The organism is Pseudomonas sp. GW823-FHT04A03 (assembly GCF_058796615.1).
Window position 1 is genome coordinate 145,115 of sequence record NZ_JBXAIV010000005.1, and the last position, 23,088, is coordinate 168,202.

General features: G+C 62.0%; 19 protein-coding genes. 9 read left to right on the top strand and 10 right to left on the bottom strand.

Features of this window, described 5'->3' with window-relative positions:
* Nucleotides 1–48: 48 nt before the first annotated feature.
* Both AC1Q9F_RS15570 and AC1Q9F_RS15575 read left to right on the top strand, forming a co-directional pair.
* Entirely contained in the window at nt 49–675 is a 627-nt protein-coding gene (locus AC1Q9F_RS15570; RefSeq protein ID WP_207984437.1) for a glutathione S-transferase family protein, read from the top strand.
* Nucleotides 676–720: 45 nt separating this feature from the next.
* Nucleotides 721–2,751 carry a 2Fe-2S iron-sulfur cluster-binding protein gene (locus tag AC1Q9F_RS15575; protein ID WP_492620289.1) on the top strand — a complete coding sequence of 677 codons (2,031 nt, stop codon included), beginning with the start codon at nt 721–723 and terminating at the stop codon, nt 2,749–2,751.
* A gap of 4 nt (nt 2,752–2,755) precedes the next feature.
* Here AC1Q9F_RS15575 and AC1Q9F_RS15580 read toward each other — a convergent pair whose 3' ends face one another.
* From AC1Q9F_RS15580 to AC1Q9F_RS15615, 8 genes are read right to left on the bottom strand one after another with little or no spacing between them, the layout of a single operon-like run.
* Nucleotides 2,756–3,886, bottom strand: a complete 1,131-nt coding sequence (locus tag AC1Q9F_RS15580) for a glycosyltransferase family 4 protein (RefSeq protein ID WP_207984433.1) — start codon at nt 3,884–3,886, stop codon at nt 2,756–2,758.
* Nucleotides 3,887–5,017: a glycosyltransferase family 4 protein gene (locus AC1Q9F_RS15585; protein ID WP_492620288.1), complete on the bottom strand. Its 1,131-nt coding sequence runs from the start codon at nt 5,015–5,017 to the stop codon at nt 3,887–3,889. It abuts the gene before it with no gap.
* On the bottom strand, nt 5,001–6,368 hold the full coding sequence (locus tag AC1Q9F_RS15590) for a glycosyltransferase family 4 protein (RefSeq protein ID WP_492620287.1): 1,368 nt from the start codon (nt 6,366–6,368) through the stop codon (nt 5,001–5,003). The genes AC1Q9F_RS15585 and AC1Q9F_RS15590 overlap by 17 nt, the downstream gene beginning before the upstream one ends.
* Nucleotides 6,365–7,618: an ABC transporter ATP-binding protein gene (locus tag AC1Q9F_RS15595; RefSeq protein ID WP_492620286.1), complete on the bottom strand. Its 1,254-nt coding sequence runs from the start codon at nt 7,616–7,618 to the stop codon at nt 6,365–6,367. Before AC1Q9F_RS15595 ends, AC1Q9F_RS15590 begins: the two co-directional genes overlap by 4 nt.
* On the bottom strand, nt 7,618–8,415 hold the full coding sequence (locus AC1Q9F_RS15600; RefSeq protein WP_207984425.1) for an ABC transporter permease: 798 nt from the start codon (nt 8,413–8,415) through the stop codon (nt 7,618–7,620). The genes AC1Q9F_RS15595 and AC1Q9F_RS15600 overlap by 1 nt, the downstream gene beginning before the upstream one ends.
* On the bottom strand, nt 8,416–9,858 hold the full coding sequence (locus tag AC1Q9F_RS15605) for a mannose-1-phosphate guanylyltransferase/mannose-6-phosphate isomerase (RefSeq protein WP_492620285.1): 1,443 nt from the start codon (nt 9,856–9,858) through the stop codon (nt 8,416–8,418).
* Nucleotides 9,859–9,861: 3 nt separating this feature from the next.
* Nucleotides 9,862–10,833 (bottom strand): GDP-mannose 4,6-dehydratase, encoded by a 972-nt coding sequence (gene gmd / locus AC1Q9F_RS15610; protein ID WP_007954189.1) that lies wholly within the window; start codon nt 10,831–10,833, stop codon nt 9,862–9,864.
* The gene (locus tag AC1Q9F_RS15615; protein ID WP_492620284.1) at nt 10,830–11,744 is read right to left on the bottom strand and encodes a GDP-mannose 4,6-dehydratase; all 915 of its coding nucleotides are present in this window, start codon (nt 11,742–11,744) and stop codon (nt 10,830–10,832) included. Before AC1Q9F_RS15615 ends, gmd begins: the two co-directional genes overlap by 4 nt.
* A gap of 427 nt (nt 11,745–12,171) precedes the next feature.
* Here AC1Q9F_RS15615 and AC1Q9F_RS15620 point away from each other — a divergent pair, with 427 nt between their 5' ends.
* The 6 genes from AC1Q9F_RS15620 to AC1Q9F_RS15645 are packed head-to-tail and all read left to right on the top strand — an operon-like array spanning nt 12,172 to nt 20,347.
* Nucleotides 12,172–13,719 carry a glycosyltransferase gene (locus AC1Q9F_RS15620; RefSeq protein ID WP_492620283.1) on the top strand — a complete coding sequence of 516 codons (1,548 nt, stop codon included), beginning with the start codon at nt 12,172–12,174 and terminating at the stop codon, nt 13,717–13,719.
* A complete protein-coding gene (locus AC1Q9F_RS15625; RefSeq protein WP_207984418.1) occupies nt 13,713–15,017 on the top strand; it encodes a glycosyltransferase in 1,305 nt (434 codons plus the stop codon). Before AC1Q9F_RS15620 ends, AC1Q9F_RS15625 begins: the two co-directional genes overlap by 7 nt.
* A complete protein-coding gene (locus AC1Q9F_RS15630; RefSeq protein WP_207984416.1) occupies nt 15,014–16,168 on the top strand; it encodes an acyltransferase family protein in 1,155 nt (384 codons plus the stop codon). The genes AC1Q9F_RS15625 and AC1Q9F_RS15630 overlap by 4 nt, the downstream gene beginning before the upstream one ends.
* Nucleotides 16,162–16,980, top strand: a complete 819-nt coding sequence (locus AC1Q9F_RS15635; RefSeq protein ID WP_207984414.1) for a class I SAM-dependent methyltransferase — start codon at nt 16,162–16,164, stop codon at nt 16,978–16,980. Before AC1Q9F_RS15630 ends, AC1Q9F_RS15635 begins: the two co-directional genes overlap by 7 nt.
* Nucleotides 16,981–17,028: 48 nt before the next feature.
* Entirely contained in the window at nt 17,029–18,222 is a 1,194-nt protein-coding gene (locus tag AC1Q9F_RS15640; protein ID WP_492620282.1) for a DUF3142 domain-containing protein, read from the top strand.
* Entirely contained in the window at nt 18,209–20,347 is a 2,139-nt protein-coding gene (locus AC1Q9F_RS15645) for a tetratricopeptide repeat protein (RefSeq protein ID WP_207984410.1), read from the top strand. Before AC1Q9F_RS15640 ends, AC1Q9F_RS15645 begins: the two co-directional genes overlap by 14 nt.
* On the opposite strand, the gene AC1Q9F_RS15650 is transcribed toward AC1Q9F_RS15645, so the two are convergent.
* Complete coding sequence (locus AC1Q9F_RS15650) at nt 20,344–20,973, bottom strand: LysE family translocator (protein WP_492620281.1); 630 nt, start codon at nt 20,971–20,973, stop codon at nt 20,344–20,346. The genes AC1Q9F_RS15645 and AC1Q9F_RS15650 overlap by 4 nt on opposite strands.
* 144 nt (nt 20,974–21,117) lie before the next feature.
* Here AC1Q9F_RS15650 and AC1Q9F_RS15655 point away from each other — a divergent pair, with 144 nt between their 5' ends.
* Nucleotides 21,118–21,591: an Lrp/AsnC family transcriptional regulator gene (locus AC1Q9F_RS15655; RefSeq protein ID WP_007954205.1), complete on the top strand. Its 474-nt coding sequence runs from the start codon at nt 21,118–21,120 to the stop codon at nt 21,589–21,591.
* A 37-nt stretch (nt 21,592–21,628) separates the two neighbouring features.
* Here the strand turns inward: AC1Q9F_RS15655 and lpdA are convergent, their stop codons facing one another.
* Nucleotides 21,629–23,029, bottom strand: coding sequence for a dihydrolipoyl dehydrogenase (gene lpdA / locus AC1Q9F_RS15660; protein ID WP_492620280.1), 1,401 nt, complete (start codon nt 23,027–23,029; stop codon nt 21,629–21,631).
* Between the last annotated feature and the right edge of the window lie 59 nt (nt 23,030–23,088).

The following is a 23,088-nucleotide window of genomic DNA, read 5'->3' on the forward strand; positions in this document are numbered from 1 at the left end:
ACGGCCGCCGTCCATCCTGAACGGCGCATTCGTTCAGCGGAGTCGACCATGCAAGCGATCAAACTCTACAACTTCCCGCGTTCCGGCCACGCCCATCGCGTCGAGCTGATGTTGTCCCTGCTGCAATTGCCGACCGAGCTGGTGTTTGTCGATCTCGCCAAAGGCGAGCACAAACAACCCGGTTACCTGGCCATCAACAGCTTCGGGCAAGTGCCGGCCATTGATGACAACGGCGTGGTGTTGGCCGACTCCAACGCGATTCTCGTCTACCTGGCCCAGAAATACGGCAATGGCCGTTGGCTGCCAAGCGACCCGCTCGGCGCGGCGCACGTACAGCGCTGGTTGTCGGCCGCTGCCGGGCCGATTGCCTTCGGACCCGCCGCTGCTCGCCTGATCACGGTGTTCGGGGCGAAGTTCAACGCCGAGGAAGTCATCACCCGTGCGCACAATTTTCTCAAGGTGATGGATCAGGAACTGGGAAAATCCCCGTATCTGGTGGGTAGCGAGCCGACCATTGCCGATGTCTCGGCCTACAGCTACATCGCCCATGCGCCGGAAGGCAATGTGTCGCTGGACGACTACGCCAACGTTCGCGCCTGGCTGGCGCGTATCGAAGCACTGCCCGGTTTTGTCGGCATGCCGCGCACCGTCGCCGGCCTGCAAACCACCGCCTGACTTTGATCATCCACACTGCGCCGCCGGTGCAGGGGAGAGGCCGAGATGGAACGTTCACCGTGGCACGCTGGCGAGCAACAATTGCAGGCCCATGTCGGCGTTGCCGAACGCATGGCGGAATTCGGGCGTAAGGTGATTCGCACCTGGATGCCGGATCAGCACCGTCAGTTTTATCAGCAATTGCCTTTCATGCTGTACGGCGCGGTGGATGCCGAGGGTCGTCCCTGGGCCAGTATGCTCGAGGGCGAACCGGGGTTCGCCCACTCTCCCGAGGCGACGCAACTGCAGTTCGCCAGTCTGCCGGCTGCCGATGATCCGGCGCAGTTGCAGGTCGGCGCCGCGATTGGCCTGCTTGGCATCGAGCTGCACACCCGCCGACGCAATCGGCTCAATGGTCACATCGGCAGCCTTGGGGCAGACGGTTTTGCCCTGACGGTGGATCAGTCGTTCGGTAACTGTCCGCAGTACATTCAGTTGCGCCAGTTCGAGCGGGTGCCGCTGACGGATCCACAGACCCGCAAAGCCGAACACCGTGACAGCCTCGATGACGCCGCCATCGCGCTGATCGAAAGCGCCGATACCTTCTTCGTCGCCAGTTACGTTGATGTCGACGGCGAACGTTCGGTGGATGTTTCCCACCGCGGCGGTCAGCCTGGTTTCGTACGGATCGAAGGCAATCACCTGACGATTCCGGATTTCGCCGGCAACCTGCATTTCAATACCCTTGGCAATCTGCTGCTCAATCCCCTGGCCGGGTTACTGTTTATCGACTTTTCCACAGGCGATGTGTTGCAGCTCAGCGGTCGCACCGAAGTGATTCTCGAAGGGCCGCAGATCGAAGCTTTCCAGGGCGCCGAACGGTTGTGGACTTTCGAGGTGGAGAAACTGGTTCGGCGTCCGGCGGCACTGGCTCTGCGCTGGCGCTTTGACGGTATGTCGCCCACCAGCCTGCTGACCGGCACCTGGGCCCAGGCGGATGCGCGGTTGCAGGCGCAGGCGCTGGGGGATGCCTGGCGTCCGATGCGTGTGACACGGATTGAAAAGGAAAGCCGCCACATCCGCTCGATCTATCTGGAGCCGGACGATGGCGCGGGGCTGCCGGTGTTTCTGGCCGGGCAGCACCTGCCGCTGCGGTTCAACCTCGATGGCGAGGTGCACATTCGCACTTACAGCCTGTCGGGCGCGCCATCCGATGATTTTTTCCGGATCAGCGTGAAACGCGAAGGGCGGGTGTCGACCCACCTTCACGAACAGATTCGCGTAGGTGATGTGCTTGAGGCGCGATCGCCCCAGGGGCATTTCACCGTCGCGGCGCTGGAGCGCAAGCCATTGGTGCTGCTCGCCGCCGGGGTCGGTATCACGCCGTTGCTGTCGATGCTGCGTGAGGTGGTGTATCAGGGCCTGAGGACACGGCGGATTCGCCCGACATTGTTTGTTCAGAGTTCCCGCAGCCTCGCCGACCAGCCGTTTCGCGCGGAGCTGGACCGGTTGCTGGAGGACGCCGGTGACGCCGTGAAGGTGCTGCGAGTGCTCAGCCAGCCCGAGGATGATCTGGTGCAAGGCGAGGATTTCGACGTCCGCGGCCGTATCGATGGCGATCTATTGCGCAATCTGCTGACCGACGAGGACTTTGATCAGGTCGACTTTGTGCTCTGTGGCCCCGGCGGTTTTACACAGGGGATCTACGACACTTTGCGTGAACTGGATGTTCGGGACGGGCAAATCCATGCCGAAACCTTCGGCCCTTCGACTCTCAAGCGCCAACCCGATCCGGATGCGATCGTGATCGAGCAATTGCCCGCTGCGACCACGTCGGTGCCGGTGGTGTTCGAGCGTTCGGCCAAGGAAGCGCGCTGGCAGCCTGATGGTGGCAGTTTGCTGGAACTGGCGGAAAGCCGCGGCCTGCGTCCGGAATTCAGTTGCCGCGGTGGCTCTTGCGGCACCTGCAAGACGCGGCTGATCAGCGGCGCAGTGAATTATCCACAGCCTCCGGCCGAGGTGCCGGAGGAGGGGCAAGTGCTGATCTGTTGTGCGGTGCCGGCGCAGAGTGCGCAGCCGCTGGTGCTGGATCTGTAACGGATCAGGCGTACGACAGCGCCTTTTCCGCCAGCAACTCTTGATACAGCTCGGTCCACCTGCGGCCCATCTCATCGGCTGTGAATAACTGCCGGTAGCGGGCTTCAGCCTTGAGACCCATCTCGGCGGCGCGGGCCGGGTTTTCCCACAGGGTGCGCATCGCTTCACGAAAGGCCTGTGGATGACGCGGTGGCACCACCAGTCCGGTTTCGTTGTGGATGTTGATGTAGCTGGTGCCGGTGCCGATCTCGCTGGAGATCATCGGCTTGCCGTACATCGCGCCTTCCAGCAGCGAAATGCCGAACGCTTCCGAGCGCAGGTGTGACGGGAAGACGATGGCATAGCTCAGTTGCAGCAGGGCGACCTTGTCTTCATCGCTCACACGGCCGAGAAAGTGGATGTTGCGCAGGCCCAGCGCGGCGGACTGAGCGTGCAGTTCCTGCTCAAGCGGGCCGGCACCGACGATCACCACCGGGTAGTCCACGTCTTTCAAGGCCTCAAGCAGGATGTGCAGGCCCTTGTAATAGCGCATCACTCCGACAAACAGGAAAAATTTATCCCCAAGCTGCTGGCGCCAGCGGTTCATGCGCTCGATGTCGGGCTGTGGATAACCCGCCTTGTTCAAGCCATAGGGGATGACACGGGTCTTGTCCTGGAATTGCTGCAACACATCGCTGGTGTGCAGATAGTTCGGCGAAGCCGCGATAATCCTGTCGGCGCTGGCGAGAAAACGATTCATCAGCGGTCGATAGAGTTTGAGCAGGTGCTTCTGGCGAATGATGTCCGAATGGTACGTCACCACCGTCGGTTTGTTCACGCCGCTGGCGAAATGCACCAGATCCATGAACGGCCACGGGAAGTGGTAGTTGATCACGTCGGCTTCGGCGGCCAGTTCGCGAAACTGTTTGAACACGCTCCAGGAAAAACCGGTGGAGGCGAACTGGATGTCGAGTCTGGCCCGATGCACCTCGTGCTCGCCGAGACGTACCACTGCCGGCTCGGGATTGGCGCTGAGGGTCAGGATCTGGCCGTCGATGCCGTGCTGGGCGCCACTCTCGCAGAGTTGAAAGATGACTTGTTCGATACCGCCGACCGAGTCAGGCAGGTACGTCTTGAAAAAATGCAGAACCCGCATTCAACCTCCCATGGCCTGGTGGTAGGCGCCGGCCGTGGCCTGCGCGCAACGCTTCCAGGAAAAAAGCCGAGCCTGCTGCAATCCGGCTTCCCGGCATGCCTGCCAGTGCGCTTGATCATCGATCAGTCGGCTCATCACATCGCGCAAGCCGTCTGCATCATCAGCTTCAATATAGTTACCGGCGTTCCCCGCCACTTCCGGCATGGCCGAAGAGCGGGTGAGCACCACCGGCGTGCCGCTGGCCATCGCTTCCAGTACCGGCAGGCCGAAACCTTCATACAGCGACGGAAAAATCAGCGCCCGGGCACCGGCCAGCAATTGCGCGACTTGCTCATCGGGCAAATAGCCGAGCAGGCACACGTGCCCGCAAGCCAGCGCCTGCCGCAATTCTTCACTGAATTGATCGCGCTGCCAGCCGGCCATGCCGACGATCAACAGTGGAAAACGCTGGCGCATCAGATCCGGCAAACGCGCGTGGGCGCGGAGGGCCAGGTTCAGGTTCTTGCGCGGCTCCAGAGTGCCGACACACAGGAAATATTCCCGGCACTCGACCGCATGGGCCTTGAGCACCGCATCGATGTCTTTCGGCTCGCGCGGATGGAAGCGCTCGGCGAAACCCAGCGGCGCGACCACAAAGCGCTCGGCAGGCAATCCGAAATGATCCCGGGCCTCGTCAGCGATGGCTTGAGAGTCGGTCAGAATGATCCGCGCCTGGCGTACGCCGTCGGTGAGCCTTCGCTCGATTTCCCGCAGTCGTGCCGGTGGCTGGGTTTCGGGGAAATGCAGGTGCGTGAGGTCATGCAGGGTCATCACGGTCGGGCCGTCGAAGGCCAGCGGCCACAGACTCGGTTCGTGATACAGATCGACGGGCTGCGCGGGGCCTTGATCGAAGCGTTTCTGTTCCAGCCAGCGGCGCGCCTGATAGGCACCGGGGATCTGCCGCAACAGCGGCGTCAGGCGCGAATAACCGGGCATCGCCGCTTCCGGCAGCTGCGAACTCCAGCCCCAGCCATGGAAGAGTGCCACTTCAACATCGGTTTCATCGTGCAAGGCATTCACGAGTTCAGCCACGTAATGGCCGATGCCGGTGCGCGGTGCCTGGAGGATTCGGGCGTTAAGGGCTATGCGCATGTTGCCTCGCTGGCACCTGAGGCGCCTCCAGCACATGGCACGCGGTACGCTCGACCAGTTGGGCGCTTGCTTCGCGCCAGCCGATCCATTGCCATTCGCTCACATCGCGGGTAGCCGGGAATCGACCGCTGCGCTCAAAGGATTGCACCAGATCGGCGAGGCTTTGCGGCGACTCCAGATCGAAATACGCCATGAACTCACCGCCGATCTCGCGAAACACCGGGATGTCGCTACCCATCGCCGGCAACCCGCGCTGCATGGCTTCCACCAGCGGCAGCCCAAAGCCTTCGACGAACGACGGAAACACCAGCGCGCTGGCATGGGCATAGGCGTGTTCGAGACTGGTGTCGCTCAAGTCGTTGAACATGAACAGGCGCCGGTTCAGCTCGGGATGATGGCGGATCCGGGCCAGCAGTGCGTCACACTTCCAGCCAATGCGCCCGGCGATGCACAGCCGGACTTTCGAGCCGTTCGCCCAGGCATGGTCGAAAGCGTCCAGCAGGTAGTCGTGGTTCTTGCGCGGCTCGATGGTGCTGACCATCAGGAACACCGGCTCCGGCGTGGCGAACAGCCGCTGCAGACGCGATTCGACGGCGGCTTCGACACTCTGCAGATCCAGCTCCGAACCGAGGTGAAAAAAGTCGAACCAGTGTTTCCCGGCCTGTGCCGATCCGAGGCGACGTTGCAGTTCTGCACGGACCTGATCGCGCACGGTGGCGGAAATGGCCATGAAACCGTCGGCGTTGCGGGCGATCCAGTTGAACCACTCGCTGTACACCTCGACCAACCGCGTGTCGTAAAACTGCGGGTGGGACAGTGGAATCAGGTCGTAGATCACCGCCACGATGCCCAGACCTTCATGCTTGAGGTGCTCGGCGTGGAGGAAAAAGTCCGAGTGCCAGGACGAATCCAGCAACACCAGATGATCGCCAGGCTGGTGGTGCAGCGGCTCACAGCGTCGATCCAGTTGATAGCGATTGATCTGCTCGACCAACCGCAGCGGTATCCCGAATGCACCGAACGAGGTGAGGCGATAGCCGACGTACAACAAGCGTCGTGCCAGCTTTGTGCGGCAACGTGTGTCCAGCCGCTGATGCAGTTGCCAGAAACGATGGGCCAGCCGTTCCAGACGTTCGCCAAGCGTTGCGATCGCATTGAACAGCGGTGAGTCCAGCGGCGCCAGGCGCGTCACACGGTACAGCTTGCCCTTGAGCAGGATCACCGGCACGCATTCGACCCCTTCGGCGCTCGGCGGCAGCTGTTTGATGACATTGCGCACCACCCGCTGAATCCCGGAATTGACCTTGGGGTGTTTGAACACATGGGTGCATTCGACCAGCAGCCGGGTCATGGTGCGCGCTCTGTCAGCACAGATCCGCTATGTCGGGTTATCGAGGCCTTGGCGTCGAGCCACGAGCAGCCGACAAAGTTTTCCTGCCGGCCGTTGATCACATGAAACACCAGGCCATAGTCGCGCCACTCGAAGTTCCGATCCATATGAGAGTCCAGGCGCGAAAGGCTCAGCGATACCGAGTAATTACCCTTGCCCAGCCCCATCACGAAGGCAAAGCGATAAGTGAAACGCTCTCCGGCGTGCAGATCCGTCAGGGCCTTGTCCAGGCGATGGGTATTGATGCCATACATCATCTGACCCAGGCGATCCTTGATAAGAAAGCCGAGCACCATTCGTTCGATGTCGGTGCGAACCTCGACCTGTACTTCCAGCACCACCGGCTGACCGACCTCCGCAGCTTCGATGGAGCGCTCCTGTTCATCCAGCAGGCGCACCCCGAGAATGACGGCCTCACCAGTGCCGGAAACAGTTCGCACCTCGCCGCCGGAGAGCATTTCCTGACGCACGACCTGGCCTTCGCGTTCGGCCATCAGGGCGTTGTAGTAATCGAGCACCACTTCCGGCTTGTCGTACATGGCCATCTGGCCATCCTTGAGCAGGATCGCCGAGTCGCAGATCGACTGGATCGCCGAGCGGTCGTGGGACACGATCAGCAATGTCGTGCCCGCCTTGCGGAAGCTGCGGATGCGATCGAAGCTCTTGTGCTGAAAGTAGGCGTCACCCACCGACAGCGCCTCGTCGACGATCAGGATGTCCGGTCGCCGTGCGGTTGCGACGCTGAAGGCCAGGCGCATCTGCATGCCGCTGGAGTAGGTGCGGACCGGATGGTCGATGGCCTCGCCGATTTCGGCGAAATGTTCGATGTCGGGCATCAGCGCTTCGATTTCGTCGACCTGCAGGCCCAGCAGTTGTCCGGCCATGATTGCGTTCTGGCGGCCGGTAAAGTCCGGGTGAAAGCCCATGCCCAATTCCAGCAATGCGGCGACGCGACCTTCAATTTCAATCTTGCCGCACGTGGGTTGAGTGGTGCCGGTGATCATCTTCAGCAAGGTGCTTTTACCCGCACCGTTGGCGCCGACGATGCCCACCGCCTCGCCGGAGGCGATTTCGAAGGCGACATCCTGCAGCACCCAATGCTGGTGGTGGCGCAGGGGCGAAAACGGGATCAGCCATTCTGCCAGGCGACTCCAGCGTGTCGGGTATTGCTTGTAGGCCTTGCCCAGGCCGGTGACGCGAATATGTCCCATCAGAGTTCATCCACCATTTCACCGACACGCCTGCGAAACAGCCGCAGGCCGATCAGGCACATCACCAGTGCGGTGATGAACACCGGCAGCAGCGAACTCCAGACGGGCCACTGCCCATACAGGAACAGGTTCTGATAGCTGGCGATCAGGTTGGTCAACGGGTTGAGTTGCAGCAGACGCTGAACCCACTCCGGCAGGATGCTCATCGGGTACACGATCGGCGTCAGCCAGAACCAGAACTGCAGGCAGATGGCGAAGAGCTGACCGACATCGCGAAAGAACACATTCAACACGCCGAGGATCATGCCCAGCCCGGCGCAGAACATCATTTGCAGCGCAATCAGGGGGATCAGCGCCAGCAGCGCCATGCCCGGCCAGCGCCCGGTGATCAGAAGAAACCCGAGGAACAGGCCGATGATGATGGCGAAGTTGATTGCCGCGTTGCAGAGCACAATCACCGGCAGGCAGATTCTGGGGAAGCTGATTTTCTTCAGCAGGTTGGCGTTGTCCAGAAACATGGTCTGGCTGCGCAGGGTGATTTCAGAGAACAGCCCCCATGCCAGCAGGCCGGCACAGAGGTAGACGCTGTAGGCCATGCTGTCATCCACACCCGGCAGGCGTGCGCGCATGATGTGGGAAAAGATCACGGTGTAGACGATGATCATCGACAGCGGGTTGAACACTGGCCACAAGGCACCGAGCAGTGAATTGCGATACCGCGATTGAAACTCTCGCTGCACGCTGCCGAGTATGAAACCTCGATAGTCATGCAGCGAGCGATACAGGGAAAGCAGCATTTAAACCGTCCTGCCGTACTGGTCTTCGAAGCGGACGATGTCGTCCTCTCCCAGGTATTCGCCACTTTGCACTTCGATGATCACCAGGTCGATCACGCCGGGGTTCTCCAGACGGTGCTTGTGACCGGCGGCGATGAACGTCGATTCGTTCTTCGCCACCAGGGTCGTGCCGCTGCCGTTGTTGGTGACCTTGGCCATGCCTTCGACCACCACCCAGTGTTCGTTGCGGTGATGGTGCATCTGCAATGACAGCTTGCCGCCGGGCTTGACCACGATGCGCTTGATCTTGAAGCGCGGGCCTTCCTCGAGCACGGTGTAGGTGCCCCACGGACGGCTGACCGTACGATGCAGGCGATAGGCTTCGTGGGATTTGTCCTTGAGCTGTTTGGCCACGCGCCGCACATCCTGAGCACGGTCGGCATGGGCTACCAGCACGGCGTCGGCGGTGTCGATGACGATAAGGTCCTCAACACCGACGGCGGCCACCAGCCGGCCTTCGCTTTGAACGAAGTTGTTGCGGCTGTCGATGAAAATCGCTTCGCCGCTGGCGCGATTGTTATCAGCATCGGCCGGAACCAGCGCCGCTACGGCACCCCACGAACCGATGTCGCTCCAGTCGAAACCGGCGGGTACCACCACGACTTTCTCCGAACGCTCCATCAAGGCGTAGTCGATGGAGATGTCGGTGATCTCGGCGAACAGCTGCGGCGACAGTTCCTGTTGCAGGCAGCCGACGGTTTCCACCGGTTCGCTGGCGGCCATGCAGGCGCGCGTCTGTTCCAGCAACTCGGGGGCGTGCAGCGCCAGCTCGGCGATCAGGGTCGCGGTGGTGAAACAGAACATCCCCGAATTCCACAGGAAGTTGCCGCTCTCCAGGTAATGGGTGGCGGTTTGCAGGTCGGGCTTTTCCACGAAGCGCTGCACTTTGGCTGAGCCTTTTGCATCCAGTGGGGCGCCGGTCTCGATGTAGCCGAAGCCGGTTTCCGGGGCGGTCGGCACCACGCCGAAGGTCACCAGATAACCGTCCTTCGCCAGGTTGACCGCGTGTTCGACCGCGCTTTTGAGCGCGTCTTCGTTGACGATCAAATGGTCGGCAGGCATCATCACCATTATCGCTGCATCACCGTGCAGGGCTTGCAGCGACAGCGCTGCCGCCGCGATGGCCGGCGCGGTGTTGCGCCCGGTGGGCTCGAGCAGAAAGTGCCCGCGATGGCGTGAAAGGCGCGCGGCCTGATAGTGATCCTTGCTCTGGAAGTAATACTCGCGGTTGGTCACCGTGACGATGTCGCCCCAGCCATCCAGCAGCGCAGCGGCGCGCCGGTAGGTCTTGCCCAGCAGCGACTGGCCGTCGGGCAGGGTCATGAACGGCTTCGGATGGCCCTCGCGGGACACCGGCCACAAACGGGTGCCGGCACCGCCGGACAGAATCACGGGGATCAGCATGGCCTACTCCTTGGCGACGCGTTTCATGTCCGCATCCATCATCATGCGGATCAGGGTGTCGAGGTCGGTCTTCGGTTTCCAGCCCAGCACGCGCTGGGCCTTGGCCGGGTTGCCGAGCAGCACTTCGACTTCGGCCGGGCGGAAGAACGCCGGGTCGATCTTCACGTAGTCGCGGTAGTTCAGGCCTACGTGATCGAAAGCAATCCGGCACATCTCGCGCACGGTGGTGGTGACGCCGGTGGCGACCACGAAGTCGTCGGGCTTGTCCTGCTGCAGCATCAGCCACATGGCCTCGACGTAGTCACCGGCGAAACCCCAGTCGCGCTTGGCGTCGATGTTGCCCAGGGCCAGCTCCTGCTGTTTGCCCTGCTTGATCCGGGCAGCTGCGTCGGTGACCTTGCGGGTCACAAACTCGATGCCGCGCAGTGGCGATTCATGATTGAACAGGATGCCGCTGCTGGCGTGCAGGTTGAAGCTTTCGCGGTAATTCACGGTGATCCAGTGGCCATAGAGTTTGGCCACGCCGTACGGGCTGCGCGGGTAGAACGGGGTGTTTTCGTCCTGCTGCTCGGCCTGGATCAGGCCAAACATTTCGCTGGTGGATGCCTGATAGAAACGCGTGTGCGGGCTGAACTGGCGGATCGCTTCGAGCAGGTGGGTCACGCCCAGACCATCGACGATCCCGGTGGTGACCGGTTGGTCCCAGGAGGCGGCGACGAAGCTCTGGGCCGCGAGGTTATACACCTCGTCCGGCGCCGACTTGATCACCGCGCGCTGCACCGAGCAGGCGTCGGCCATGTCGCCGTCCAGGTAAACGATGTCAGCCTCGACGCCCATCTCGCGCAGACGCCAGCGCGAATCGCTGCTGCGTCGCGCCACCAGGCCGTGAACCTTGTAACCCTTGTCGAGCAGCAGTCTGGCCAGATACGCGCCGTCCTGGCCGGTGATCCCTGTGATCAATGCACTTTTTGTCATTCTTGTCGTACTCGCGTCTCCCAGTCGGACAGGATCGCCCGCAGGGATTGTTGTGTAGTGATTTGCGGCGTCCATCCTGTGGTCCCGGCCAGCCGTTGGTGGCTGCCGCAGACGCGACGCTGATCCGCACGTCGCATGCGCGCCGGATCCTGAACCAGTTGCAGCTCGACCTCGGCCAGGTCGCCCATTTGCTCGATGAGGCTGCGGATACTTTGCTCATGACCCGAGCAAATGTTGTAGACCTGCCCCGGCGTGCCTTTTTCCAGCAGCGCAAAATAGGCCGAGATCACGTCGCCGACGTCGAGGAAATCGCGGGTGACATCGATGTCGCCGACTTCCAGTTGCGGCGCCTGCAGGCCTTGCTTGATGCGGTTGATCTGCCGTGCGGCGCTGGCGATGACGAAGCTGTCTTTCTGCCCGGTACCGATGTGATTGAACGGGCGCGCCACCAGCACCGGCCAGCCTTCGCTGAGGCCCCATTGCAGGCTGAGGAATTCGGCTGACAACTTGCTCACCGCATAAGGATTGCGCGGGCAGGGTGGTTGTAGTTCGGTGATCGGCAGCGCGGGTTCTTCAACCTGGCCGTAGACGTCGCCCGAACTGACATACAGGAACGTGCCGCTGAAGCCACGGGTCTTGAGTGCCTGCAACAGGTTCAAAGTGCCGAGCAGGTTGATGTCGAAGGTGCGTGCCGGGTCGCGGAAAGCTTCCGGGACAAAGGTCTGGCCAGCCAGGTGAATGACCGCATCGGGCAATTGCGGCCACAGATCGATGAGGCTGTCCGGTTTTGTCAGGTCATAGGCCGAGGCGGCAGGCAGCAGCTGCCACGACGCGCTTTCCCCTTGCAGACGTGACTGGATGTGTTGTCCCACGAACCCGCTCAGGCCCGTGATGAACAGACTTTTTTTCAAACAGCGACCCCTTGGTCTTTAACTTTCACCTCTTCCCACAGGCTTATGGGAAATGTACTGCCGGATTTCAGGAAAAGTTCGGCAGGATGTCAGGTGAAGTCATTGTTGTAGTTGTTTGGCTGCCAATCTGTGCCAATTGCGCGGCAATTTCAACCGGCCAAACCGTGACTGGTCAGTTCTCGTCAGCGTAGCCGGGTTTTTCTCGCCGGGCGGTTCCCGAATCCTCAACGGATGTGTTTAGAATGCCCCTCGTCGCGGTTCCCCGAACGCTGCCGGAATGGGTGTGCAACCGGGTGAATCTGACCACTAAAACAAGAACGAAGACGTGCCCCGGAACGCTGGACGAGCATCGGCCCTGCCGACTTGATCCAATGCCAGGCCGTCATAGCGTGAAGTTGCCGGGATGGCGGTTTCACCGTGGGATGCCATGAATTTCATTCTCTACTCGGACGTCAACGACCGCTCCATCAGCCAGAGTCTCGGGCGTCCCGAATACAGCTATTACTTCGTGCTCAAGGCCTATCGCCCGGTGCTCGAAAGCCTCGGGCAGGTGCATGTGGTGTCCACCACCGCCGAGGTCGATCCGCTCTATCGACAGCTGCTCGCCGCTGGTGAGCGCAGTGTGTTCCTGTCGTTTACTCCGCCGCAAAACACCCCGACCGATCTCGAGTGCCCGACGATCTGTGTGATCGCATGGGAGTTCGATTCGATCCCGGACGAGTCGTGGGACGACGATCCGCGTCACGACTGGACGCAAATGCTCGCACGACAAGGACGGGTCATCACGTTGTCGAGCCACACCGCCCGGGCGATCCGCCGCGCCATGGGCGAAGATTTTCCGGTACTCGTACTGCCGACGCCATTGTGGGAAAACTTCGCCGCCATTCGTGAGCAACATGTCAGTGCGCCGATCAATACCGGCGCGACCCTGGCGATCAAGGGCTGCATTTTCGACAGCCGCACGCTGGGCCTTTGCGCCGATGATCTGTTGCCCAAGCCTCTGACTGCCGAACAACTGGCTGAAATCGAGGCGCTGCGCCCGCCACCGCTGACGTTCAAACGACGCCTGGTCATTGCCCGCCACTATTTGCGTCTTTGGTGGCTGGGCGCGGGCGAAGAACGGGTGAAATTCCTGCATCACTGGTACTGGGAAGGTGTGCAGGATCTGCTGCCGGACAGCGCACATGCCTGGCTTGAAAAACGCCTGCCGGCGATCGCCGCTGCGCCTGCGGTGGCTGTGGCCGAGCCCCCCCCGCTGGATCTGCCGGACACCTCCTCCGTGGTCGAAACCACGGTAGACGGCGTGGTCTACGTCTCCGTGTTCAACCCCAAAGACGGTCGCAAGAACTGGCACCATCTCATCACCGCGTTCTGCTGGGCCTTTCGCGAAACGCCCGACGCGACGCTGGTGCTGAAGATCACCCAGAACGATCTGGCGTCCTACTACAGCGAACTGATGACCCTGCTCGCCCAACTGACACCGTTCGCCTGCCGGGTGCTGGTGATGCACGGTTACCTGGACGACGCGCAGTACGCGCGGCTCTACCAGGCCGCCAGTTTTTACGTCAACGCTTCACGCTGCGAGGGCCTGTGCCTGCCGCTGATGGAGTTCATGTCCAGCGGCAAACCGGTGATCGCACCGGACCACACGGCCATGGAAGACTACATCGACGACACAGTGGCCTTCGTCGTCCGGTCCAGCGAAGAGCTGACGATCTGGCCCCAGGACACCCGGATCATTTACCGCACGCTGCGCTATCGACCCGACTGGGCTTCGCTCAAAAGCGCCTACGAGAACAGCTACCGGATGGCCAAGGCGCAGCCGCAGGATTACGCGCGCATGTCCGCCGCCGCTGTCGAACGCATGCACGACTACTGCGCATTCGCCCCGGTGCAACGGCGCATGGCGGACTTTTTCGGCCTCGTGCCATTGGCCGCTGATGCCGCCCCCGTGACGGACAACGCCTCATGCTGATCATCATTCATTCGGAAACCAACCAGCACACCATCGCGCAAAACCTCGGCCGTTCGGAGTACAGCTATTACTTTGTGCTCAAGGAGTACCGCCCGGTGCTCGAACGCCTTGGGCGCGTGGTGGAAGTCGTCGACCCGGCGCGCGAAGTCGATGCGTTGTATCTGGAATGCCTGGCCCGTGGCGAGCCTTGTGTGTTTCTGTCGTTCTCGCCGCCGCACCGCACGCCGATCCACCTCGCGTGCCCGACGCTGCCGGTGTTCGCCTGGGAATTCAGCACCATCCCCAACGAACCCTTCGACAACGAGCCGCGCAACGACTGGCGCACGGTGCTTCGAGCCTGCGGGGCGGCGATCACCCATTCCAGCTACACGGTCAATGCCGTGCGCGAGGCCATGGGCGCCGATTACCCGATTGTCGCTGTCCCGGCGCCGGTGTGGGACCGTTTCGCAGCCCGAGGCGCGCAGCTTCAGGGTCAGCCCTCGACCGGACCGGTGCGCCTGACGATCAAGGGGCTGGTCGCTGATAGCCGGCAGCTCGATCTGGACGCCTTCGGACCAGAACATCTGCGCCGTGGCGCGGGCATCGATTTCCAGGCACCGGTGTGCGAGCAGGAGTTGCTGCTGGACGGGGTCGTCTACACGTCGGTGTTCAATCCCGGTGACGGGCGCAAGAACTGGGAAGACATGCTGAGCGCATTCTGCGTGACGTTTCGCGACGTCGAAGACGCGACGCTGGTACTCAAGCTCACGCACCACGATGCCGAAGAAGCGCTCGGCGACATTCTTCATCACCTGTACAAAAACCAGTCCTATCGCTGCCGCATCGTGCTGATTTATGGCTATCTCGCGGACGCGGACTACGAGCGACTGGTACAGGCCACCCGTTACGTGGTGAACACTTCCTACGGCGAAGGTCAGTGCCTGCCGCTGATGGAATTCATGTCCTGCGGCAAGCCGGCCGTGGCACCGCGTACCACGGCGATGATCGACTACCTGAGTGCCGACAACGCGTTCCTGGTCGAGTCCACCGATGAACTCACCGCCTGGCCTCACGACCCGCGCAGGGCATTCCGTACGCTGCGCTACATGACGAACTGGGCGTCGGTCTGCGTGGCTTACCGCGACAGCTACGAAGTGGCGAAACACAATCCGCAGCGTTACGCACAAATGGCTGCCCGGGCCGTCAGCAGCCTGCAGGGCTTTTGCAGCCAGGCGGTGGCCGAGCAGCGCCTGCAGGTTTTTCTCGCGCAGTTGTTCGAGCATCAGGCATCCGCGGGCACCGAGGTGCCCCAGGCATGAGCGACAAACGAATCCTGGACATCGAAGTGCTGCGGGCGATCGCGGTGCTCGGTGTGCTGTTTCATCATTTGCAGGGCAGCCTGTTCACCGACCCGGTGCCACTGCTGGAAAAAATCCACGCCTGGGCGCAGCCGTGGTGGGGCGTCGATCTGTTTTTCGCGATCTCCGGATTCGTCATCGCCCGCAGCCTGATCCCGGCGTTGCGAGGTTGCACGACCCGTCAGGAGTATTGGGAGCAGACGCGCAACTTCTGGTTGCGCCGGGTTTTTCGTCTGTTGCCGTCGGCGTGGTTGTGGCTGGCGCTGATGTTGCTCGCGTGCCTGTTTCTCAATCGCTCCGGAGCGTTTGGTACGCTGCACGCGAACCTGCAGGCGACACTGGCGGGCGTGTTGCAGTACGCCAACTTCCGTTTTGCCGACAGTTTCTTTCATTACGAGTACGGCAGCAGTTTCGTGTACTGGAGCCTGGCGCTGGAGGAGCAGTTCTATCTGCTGTTCCCGCTGTTGATTCTGGTGTGCCGCAAGCATCTGGTCTGGGTGCTGCTGGCGCTGGTTGCGGTGCAATTGTTCACCCTGCGCACGCCGATACTGATGGTGATCCGCACCGATGCGCTGGCCCTGGGTGTGTTGCTGGCGATGTGGAGCGTGCAGCCGGGCTATCGCCGGTGGGAGCCGACTTTCCTGCGCCGCCCGTGGGCCGGAGTGGGCGCGCTGTTCGTGCTGGGACTGCTGTTGAGTTACATGGCCACCGACCGTTTCACCTTCGTTTCTTACCGCATCGGCTCGATTGCCGTGCTCGGTGCGTTGCTGGTGTGGATCGCTTCGTACAACCGCGATTACCTGCTGCCTGCCGGCAGGCTGCAACGGTTGATGGCATGGGTCGGCAGCCGTTCCTACGGAATCTATCTGATCCACATTCCGGCCTATCAACTGGTGCGTGAGCTGATCTTCCGCTTGCAGGAGGCGGGAATGCCCAGCCCTGCCGGTCACCCGATCATCACGCTGTTGCTGGCGTTCGGTCTGATCGTGCTGCTCAGCGAGCTTAACTACCGTCTCATCGAAATGCCGATGCGCAATCGAGGCGCTGCCCTGGTGCGGCGCCTCGGTACATCGCGAATCGCCGTCCCATCCTCTGGAGCCACCTCATGCTGAGCCTTTTGAAGAAACTCACGGCGTCGACGCCGGCACCGATTCCTGAGCAGCCAGCTGCCGGGAAGGTCGATTCGTACATGCTCGGCCTGCACGACGCGATGCTCAGCGGCTGGTTCAACCAAGAAACCGGTGAGCTGTTCAAAGGCTTCCCGGTGACCGCCGACGACACTCTGCTGGACGTTGGCTGTGGCGACGGTGGCAACGTGCATTTCTGCGGCATGCGCGGGGCGAAGATCATCATTGCCGACATCGACGGCGCCAAGGTCCAGGCGACCCGCCAGCGTCTGAGCGATACGCCGGCGCGTGGCGTCGAATGCCATGTCACCGACTGCAATCCGTTGCCGATCGCCGATGGCACCGCCACTCGCGTGGTGTCCACTGAAGTCATCGAGCATGTCGAAGACCCGGCGCAGTTTCTCGCGGAACTGGTGCGTGTCGGCCAGTCGGGCGCGCTGTATCTGTTGAGCGTGCCGCACCCCAGCTCCGAAGACCTGCAAAAGGACATCGCCGCGCCGGAGTATTTTCAAAAGCCCAATCACATTCGCATCATCAGTGAGGAACAGTTCAAGGCGATGGTCAGCGAGGCGGGGCTCGAGATCATCAGCCACAGCCAGTACGGCTTTTACTGGTCGATGTGGATGTTGCTGTTCTGGGAAGCCAAGGTCGATTTCAGCAACCCGGATCACCCGCTGCTCAATCATTGGGCCGAGACCTGGCAAGCGGTGCTCGACTCGCCGCGCGGTGCGCAGATCAAGCAGGCGCTGGATGCGGTGGTGGCGAAAAGTCAGGTGATCATTGCCCGCAAGCCCTGAACGCTTTTGTGTAACCTTGCAGCCTGATGTCTCAGGGATCTGCAAGGTATGCGCTTTATCATCGGGTGGTCAGCCCTGGTGGCTGTGTTGTTGCTGTGTGCTTGTGAACGACAGGACGCAGTGCCGCTCGATCAGCAGCTTTACGTCTGGCAACGGCAATGGACGCCAGCCCATGAACTCGCCCTGAACGACAGTCGCAACGACTTTTCGACGTTGCGGGTGTTGGCGTTGCAGGCTTTCCCGAATGCCGGATGGAGTCGGGCGCGCGTCGATTCCGAGCTGCTGAAGCGCGATGCCCGGCCGTTGATTGCGGTGATTCGCCTCGACGGCCAGCTCAAGGCGCTCGATACGCAAGCGGTCACGGCGCAAATCCTTCAAGTGCTCGCTGACTGGCAAGGCCAGGGACTCACGCTTGCCGGGGTCGAGATCGACCATGACGCCGGCAATGCCCGACTGCCCGCTTACACCGAATTCCTTACTCACTTGCGCGGCGCATTGCCGGTCAACCTGCCCTTAAGTATTACTGCATTGCCGGCGTGGCTCGACAGTCCGCAATTGCCGGCGCTGCTGGCGACCGTCGACAGCAGTGTGCTGCAGGTGCATGCCGTCAGCGATCCGCGTCGCGGTCTGTTCGATCCCGAGCAGGCGCAGCACTGGGCCAAGGCCTGGGGGCGGGTGACCGAGAAACCGTTTTATCTGGCGCTGCCGGCCTATGGCGTGGCGTTGTTGGCGGATGCCGAGGGCGCCCCGGTGGTGGAAAGTGAGGTGCCGCTCGAGCGCGGTGGCCAGCGACGCGAATTGCTCGCCGATCCGCAGCAACTGGGCCGACTGGCCAATGAGTTGCGCGAGGATCGCCCGGAGCATCTGGCCGGTCTGATCTGGTTTCGTCTGCCGCTGGCCAGCGACCGCAGAGCCTGGAGCCTGAGCACGTTACGTGCGGTCGCCCGAGGTGATGCGTTGAGCAGCCAGCTCGGCCTGACGTTTACCGAACAGAACGGCCTGCAAGACATCGCCCTGCGTAACGTAGGCAACCTCGACAGCGCCTGGCCTGCTCGCATCACCATCAAGGCCCGGGGCTGCGAAGGCGCCGATGCGCTCGCCGGTTATGCGTTGCAACAGACGGCGGATCTGCTTACCTTCACCCGCCTGCGCGACGGCCGATTGCCGGCGGACGGGCAGCGTGCGATCGGTTGGGCACGCTGCGCAAATATTGATCAAGGAGGTTCGCATGTTGACCCGTAACTGGCCCCGCCATCTGCTTTGCCTGAGCCTCAGCCTGCCGCTGGGCTCGGCGCTGGCCTGCGGCCCGGATTTTCCGATGCGTCTTCTCGACGATCGCGGGCAATCGCTGGCGGAAATGCCGGAGGGCAACTTCAGGTTCGAGATCAGTCGCCTCGGCAAAACCATTGCCGGGCTGAAAAACGTCACCGCCGCTACCCACAATCCGGATGACATCTACGCCGAGGCGCCGGAACCCGCCGAGGTGCGCGACAAGGCCGAGCAGATCGGCCTGACGCCTGAACAGCAAGCGCTGGTCAAACAACTGCGCAGCCTGACCGATGCGCGTCAGGTTGAAGTGCAGGGCGCGAGCCTGCCGGCGGAACTGCGTCTGTATGTGGCGGGCGCTGTAGCGTTCGGTGCCGGTGACCATCAGTTGGCTGTCGAGTATTTCCGTCAGTTGCTGGCGTTGCCGGCTGATCAGCGCGCGTTGCGCAGCACCTGGGCAGCTTATTCGCTGGGCCGGGCGTTCTTTGCCATGAGCAGCGAAGCAGGCGATGCGCTTGAAGCGTTGGAAAACGCCATCGAAGCTTTCCGTCAGACGCGGCAGCTGAGCATCGACGGTTTCAGCGATCCGCTGGAACTCGGCGTGGCCAGCCTTGGCGAAGAAGCGCGAGCGCTGCGCACGGCGGGCAGTTGGGACAAGGCCATCGAACTCTATGCCACGCAAAACCTGCATGGCTCGAACGTCGGCTACACCTCGTTGAAGCTGTTGATGAACGATCTGGCGGAAGAGCCCGAAGACCGACTGGAAAAATTGCTGCGTGGCAAAGCCGTGCAGCAACTGGTGACCGCCTCGCTGATCAGCCGGATCGGCTGGTCGTTCGGCGATGAGCCGCCGAACGAGAAAAAACTGATCAAGGTGCTGCAAGCGAGCACGCGGGGCAGCCTCGATAATGCTGATCGCCTGGCGGCTATGAATTATCAACAGGGCGATTACGCCAGCGCCAAGGCGTTCCTCGAACACGCTGGCGACAGCGGCCTGGCGTGGTGGCTGCGGGCGAAACTGGCCGTGCGCGATGGCGACAAGAGCGCGGCGGCTGCGGCCTATGCGAAAGCTGCGCAGGCGTTCCCGCAGGACGAGTCCTGGGGCGAGCGGCGCACCGCCGACTGGAATCTCGAAACCGTGCAGCCGAAATGCCGGGTCGAGGGTGAAAGCGCGATTCTGGCGCTGCAACGTGGCGAGTATCTGCAGGCCTTCGACCAGTTGTATCGCAGCCAGAGCATTTACTGGTTCGACGCTGCGACCGTGGCCGAGCGAGTGCTGACGGTCGAAGAATTGAAAAACTATGTCGATACCAACGTCCCGGCACCGCCCGCGCTGAGCCAGCAGGATCGCGACAATTACGTGCCGCTGCCGGTGGCCGCAAGTCTGCGAAATCTGTTGGGGCGGCGTTTGTTGCGTGAGGGGCACTACGAAGAAGCGGTCGGTTATTTCGACAGCGCGGATCTGCAGAACAAGGCCCGGCTCTATGGTGAGCAACGCATCAAGGCCGATTCGGCATGGTGGCCGACCAAGCGTGCCAGCGCGCTGTTCAATGCCGCGTGGACGGCTCGTGAGTGGGGAATGGACATTCTGGGCTACGAAATGGCCCCGGATTACGCGACATTCGGTGGCAACTTCAGTCTGGAAAGCACTGAGCTGAAAGTCGGGCCGCTGGTCAGCGAGGCCGAAGTGCAACGTCAGAAGGCCAGTGAAGCGCAGCCGGATGAGCGTTATCACTATCGGTTTGTCGCCACGGCGCTGGCCAGTCGTGCGGCGGATAATCTGCCGCACACCAGTCAGGCGTTCGCCGCCGTGTTGTGCTCGGCGGCGGGCTGGAACAGCAGCCTGGAAGAGCAGAGCGCGTTGTACAAACGCTATGTCGATGAAGGGCCGTACGTACTGTGGGCCGTGGATTTCGGCCATCAGTGTCCTTACCCGGACTTCGAAAATGCCGACAAGCGCTACGTCACTCAGGTGACAGACTCGGTGCGTTCGACACTGCGGCCGTACAAGTGGCCGGTGCAGATCGGCGCGATCGTGGCCTTCACCGCGGTGGCGTTGTTGCTGATTACCCGCCGTCAGCGCAAGGCCCGCAAAACCTAAGCCTGCTGGACGAAGGTCAGGCGCACCGCAAAGCCGATCAACAGGCTGCCGAACAACCATTGCTGCACTCGTTGGGCCGTCGGGCTGTGTTTCAGCCAGCGGCCCAGCGCGGCGCCGGTCAGGGCGTAGGCGCTGTCGAACAGCAGGCCTGCGCCCACCAGCATCGCGCCGAGCAGCGCAAACTGCGTCAGCACCGGTGCGCCATCCGTCACGATGAACTGCGGCAGCAACACCGAACAGAACAGCAACGCTTTCGGGTTGAGCAGGTTGGTCAGCAAGCCGCGACGGATAGCTGCGTACCACTGCGCATGGCTGTCCGTTACGGTGTCGGCGTTCAAATCCGGCAACAGCGTGGTGCGCAGGCATTGAATGCCGATCCACAGCAAATACGCCGCACCGGCAATCCGCACGGCATCGAACGTCCACGGCGACGCCTTGAACAGCGCCGCCAACCCCAAAGCGGCTAACGCGACGTGGCAACCTCGGGCAATCGCCAGGCCCACTGCCGTGGCCAGCGCTGCGCCGCGACCCTGGCGCGCGCCGGTCTGCAACAGCAGGATCATGTCCGGGCCGGGGAGCAGATAGACCACCGCCAACGCCAGGAAAAACAGCCAGAGACTCGCCATGTCGCACCCCTTTCGTTGTCGATTCGGTCGCCTCAGTCTAGGGCCGAATGGCAGGGCAGGTGGTTGCGTAGTCAGCTTTTAAAGGCCTCTGAATTGGCATAATCTGCGCTATTTCACCGCGCAAACCATCGGGATCTGCCAACCATGAAACTGGATGCCTTCGATCGCAAGATTCTCGCCGCGCTGCAACGGGACGGGCGCCTGAGCAACGTGCAACTGGCCGACGAGATCGGTCTGTCGGCATCGCCCTGTCTGCGCCGGGTGCGGATGCTCGAAGAGGCCGGGGTGATTCGCGGTTATCAGGCCAATCTGGACCGTGATGAAGTGGGGTTGGGGCTGACGGTGTTTGTCGGGGTCAAGGTCGAGCGGCACAACGACGAACAGGCCGAGGCGTTTCACCGGGCGGTGACGGCGTTGCCGGAGGTGATATCGGCGTTTCTGGTGTCCGGGGAATCGGACTTTCTGCTGCAGGTGGTGGTGCCGGATCTGCGCGCCTATGACCGCTTTCTCACCGGCTGCCTGTTGAAGTTGCCGGGAGTGAGCGATATCCGCAGCAATTTTGCGATCCACACAGTGAAGACGCCCGGCGCATTGCCGCTGGGGCATCTGCCGTCCTGATACTTCCCGCATTGCGCGGGAAGTATTCGCACAGTGCTTACATCTGCGTTGCCATCCCATCGACATTCATCGCCGCCTGACGCAACGCTTCGGAGCGGGTTGGATGCGGGTGGCAGGTCAGCGCGATGTCCTCGGCCGAGGCGCTGAATTCCATGGCCACGCAGAACTCGCCGATCATCTCACTGACGCTCGGGCCAACCAGATGCACACCGAGGACCTCGTCGGTGCGCTCATCGGCGATGACTTTGGCAAAACCTTCGGTCTCGTGATTGATCTTCGCCCGGCTGTTGGCAGTGAACGGGAATTTGCCGACCTTGTACGCCCGGCCTTCGGCTTTCAGCTGCTCTTCGGTCTTGCCGACGCTGGCCAGCTCCGGGCGGGTGTAGATCACGTTGGGAATCAGGTCGTAATTGACCTCGCCGGCCTTGCCGACGATCTGCTCGATACAGGCCATGGCTTCGTCTTCGGCCTTGTGCGCGAGCATCGGCCCGGACGTCACGTCACCGATCACCCAAACGCCGGGCGCTTCGGTGCGATGCTGTTTGTTGGCGAGCATGCCGCGTTTGTCGGTGCTCAGGCCGACATTTTCCAGGCCCAGGCCCTGGGTGTACGGACGGCGACCGATGGCCACCAGCACGTAATCGGCTTCGAGGATTTCCGCGCTTCCGCCAGCGGCGGGTTCGACGCTGAGCTGCACGCCATTGGCCGAGGAGGTGGCGCTGGTCACTTTCGAGCTCAGCTTGAAGCTGATGCCCTGTTTGCTCAGCGAGCGTTGCAGGGTCTTGCCGGCTTCGCCGTCGACACCGGGGCAGATGCGGTCGAGGAATTCCACCACCGTCACCTGCGCGCCGAGCCGGCGCCAGACCGAACCGAGTTCGAGGCCGATCACGCCTGCGCCGATCACCACCAGATGCTTGGGCACTTCGCTCAAGGACAGCGCACCGGTCGAGTCAAGGATGCGCTTATTGTCGATCTCCACGCCGGGCAGGGGAGTGGGCTCGGAGCCGGTGGCGATGACGATGTCCTTCGCGGTGAGCTCGATCCTGCTGCCCTGATCGCCGGTCACGCTGACTTTTCCGGGGCCGTCGATGTAGCCCCAGCCCTTGATCCAGTCGACCTTGTTTTTGCGAAACAGAAACTCGATGCCTTTGGTCAGGCCGCTCACGCTTTCATCTTTCTGCTTCATCATCTGCGCAAGGTTGAGCGTGGGTTTGACCTCGATGCCGAGGTTGGCGAACTCCGCGCCCAGCGCCGCTTCGTAGAGCTCGGACGCATGCAAAAGCGCCTTGGACGGCATGCAGCCGACGTTCAGGCAGGTGCCACCCAGCGTGGCGCGGCCTTCGACGCACGCGGCCTTGAGGCCCAGCTGGCCGGCGCGGATCGCTGCGTTATAACCGCCGGGGCCACCGCCCAGAATCACCACGTCATAGTTGCTCATGCTCTTACTCCTGGCTGAAGGATGCGGATCGGTAAAAGTAGTTCGCACTGAAAATTACG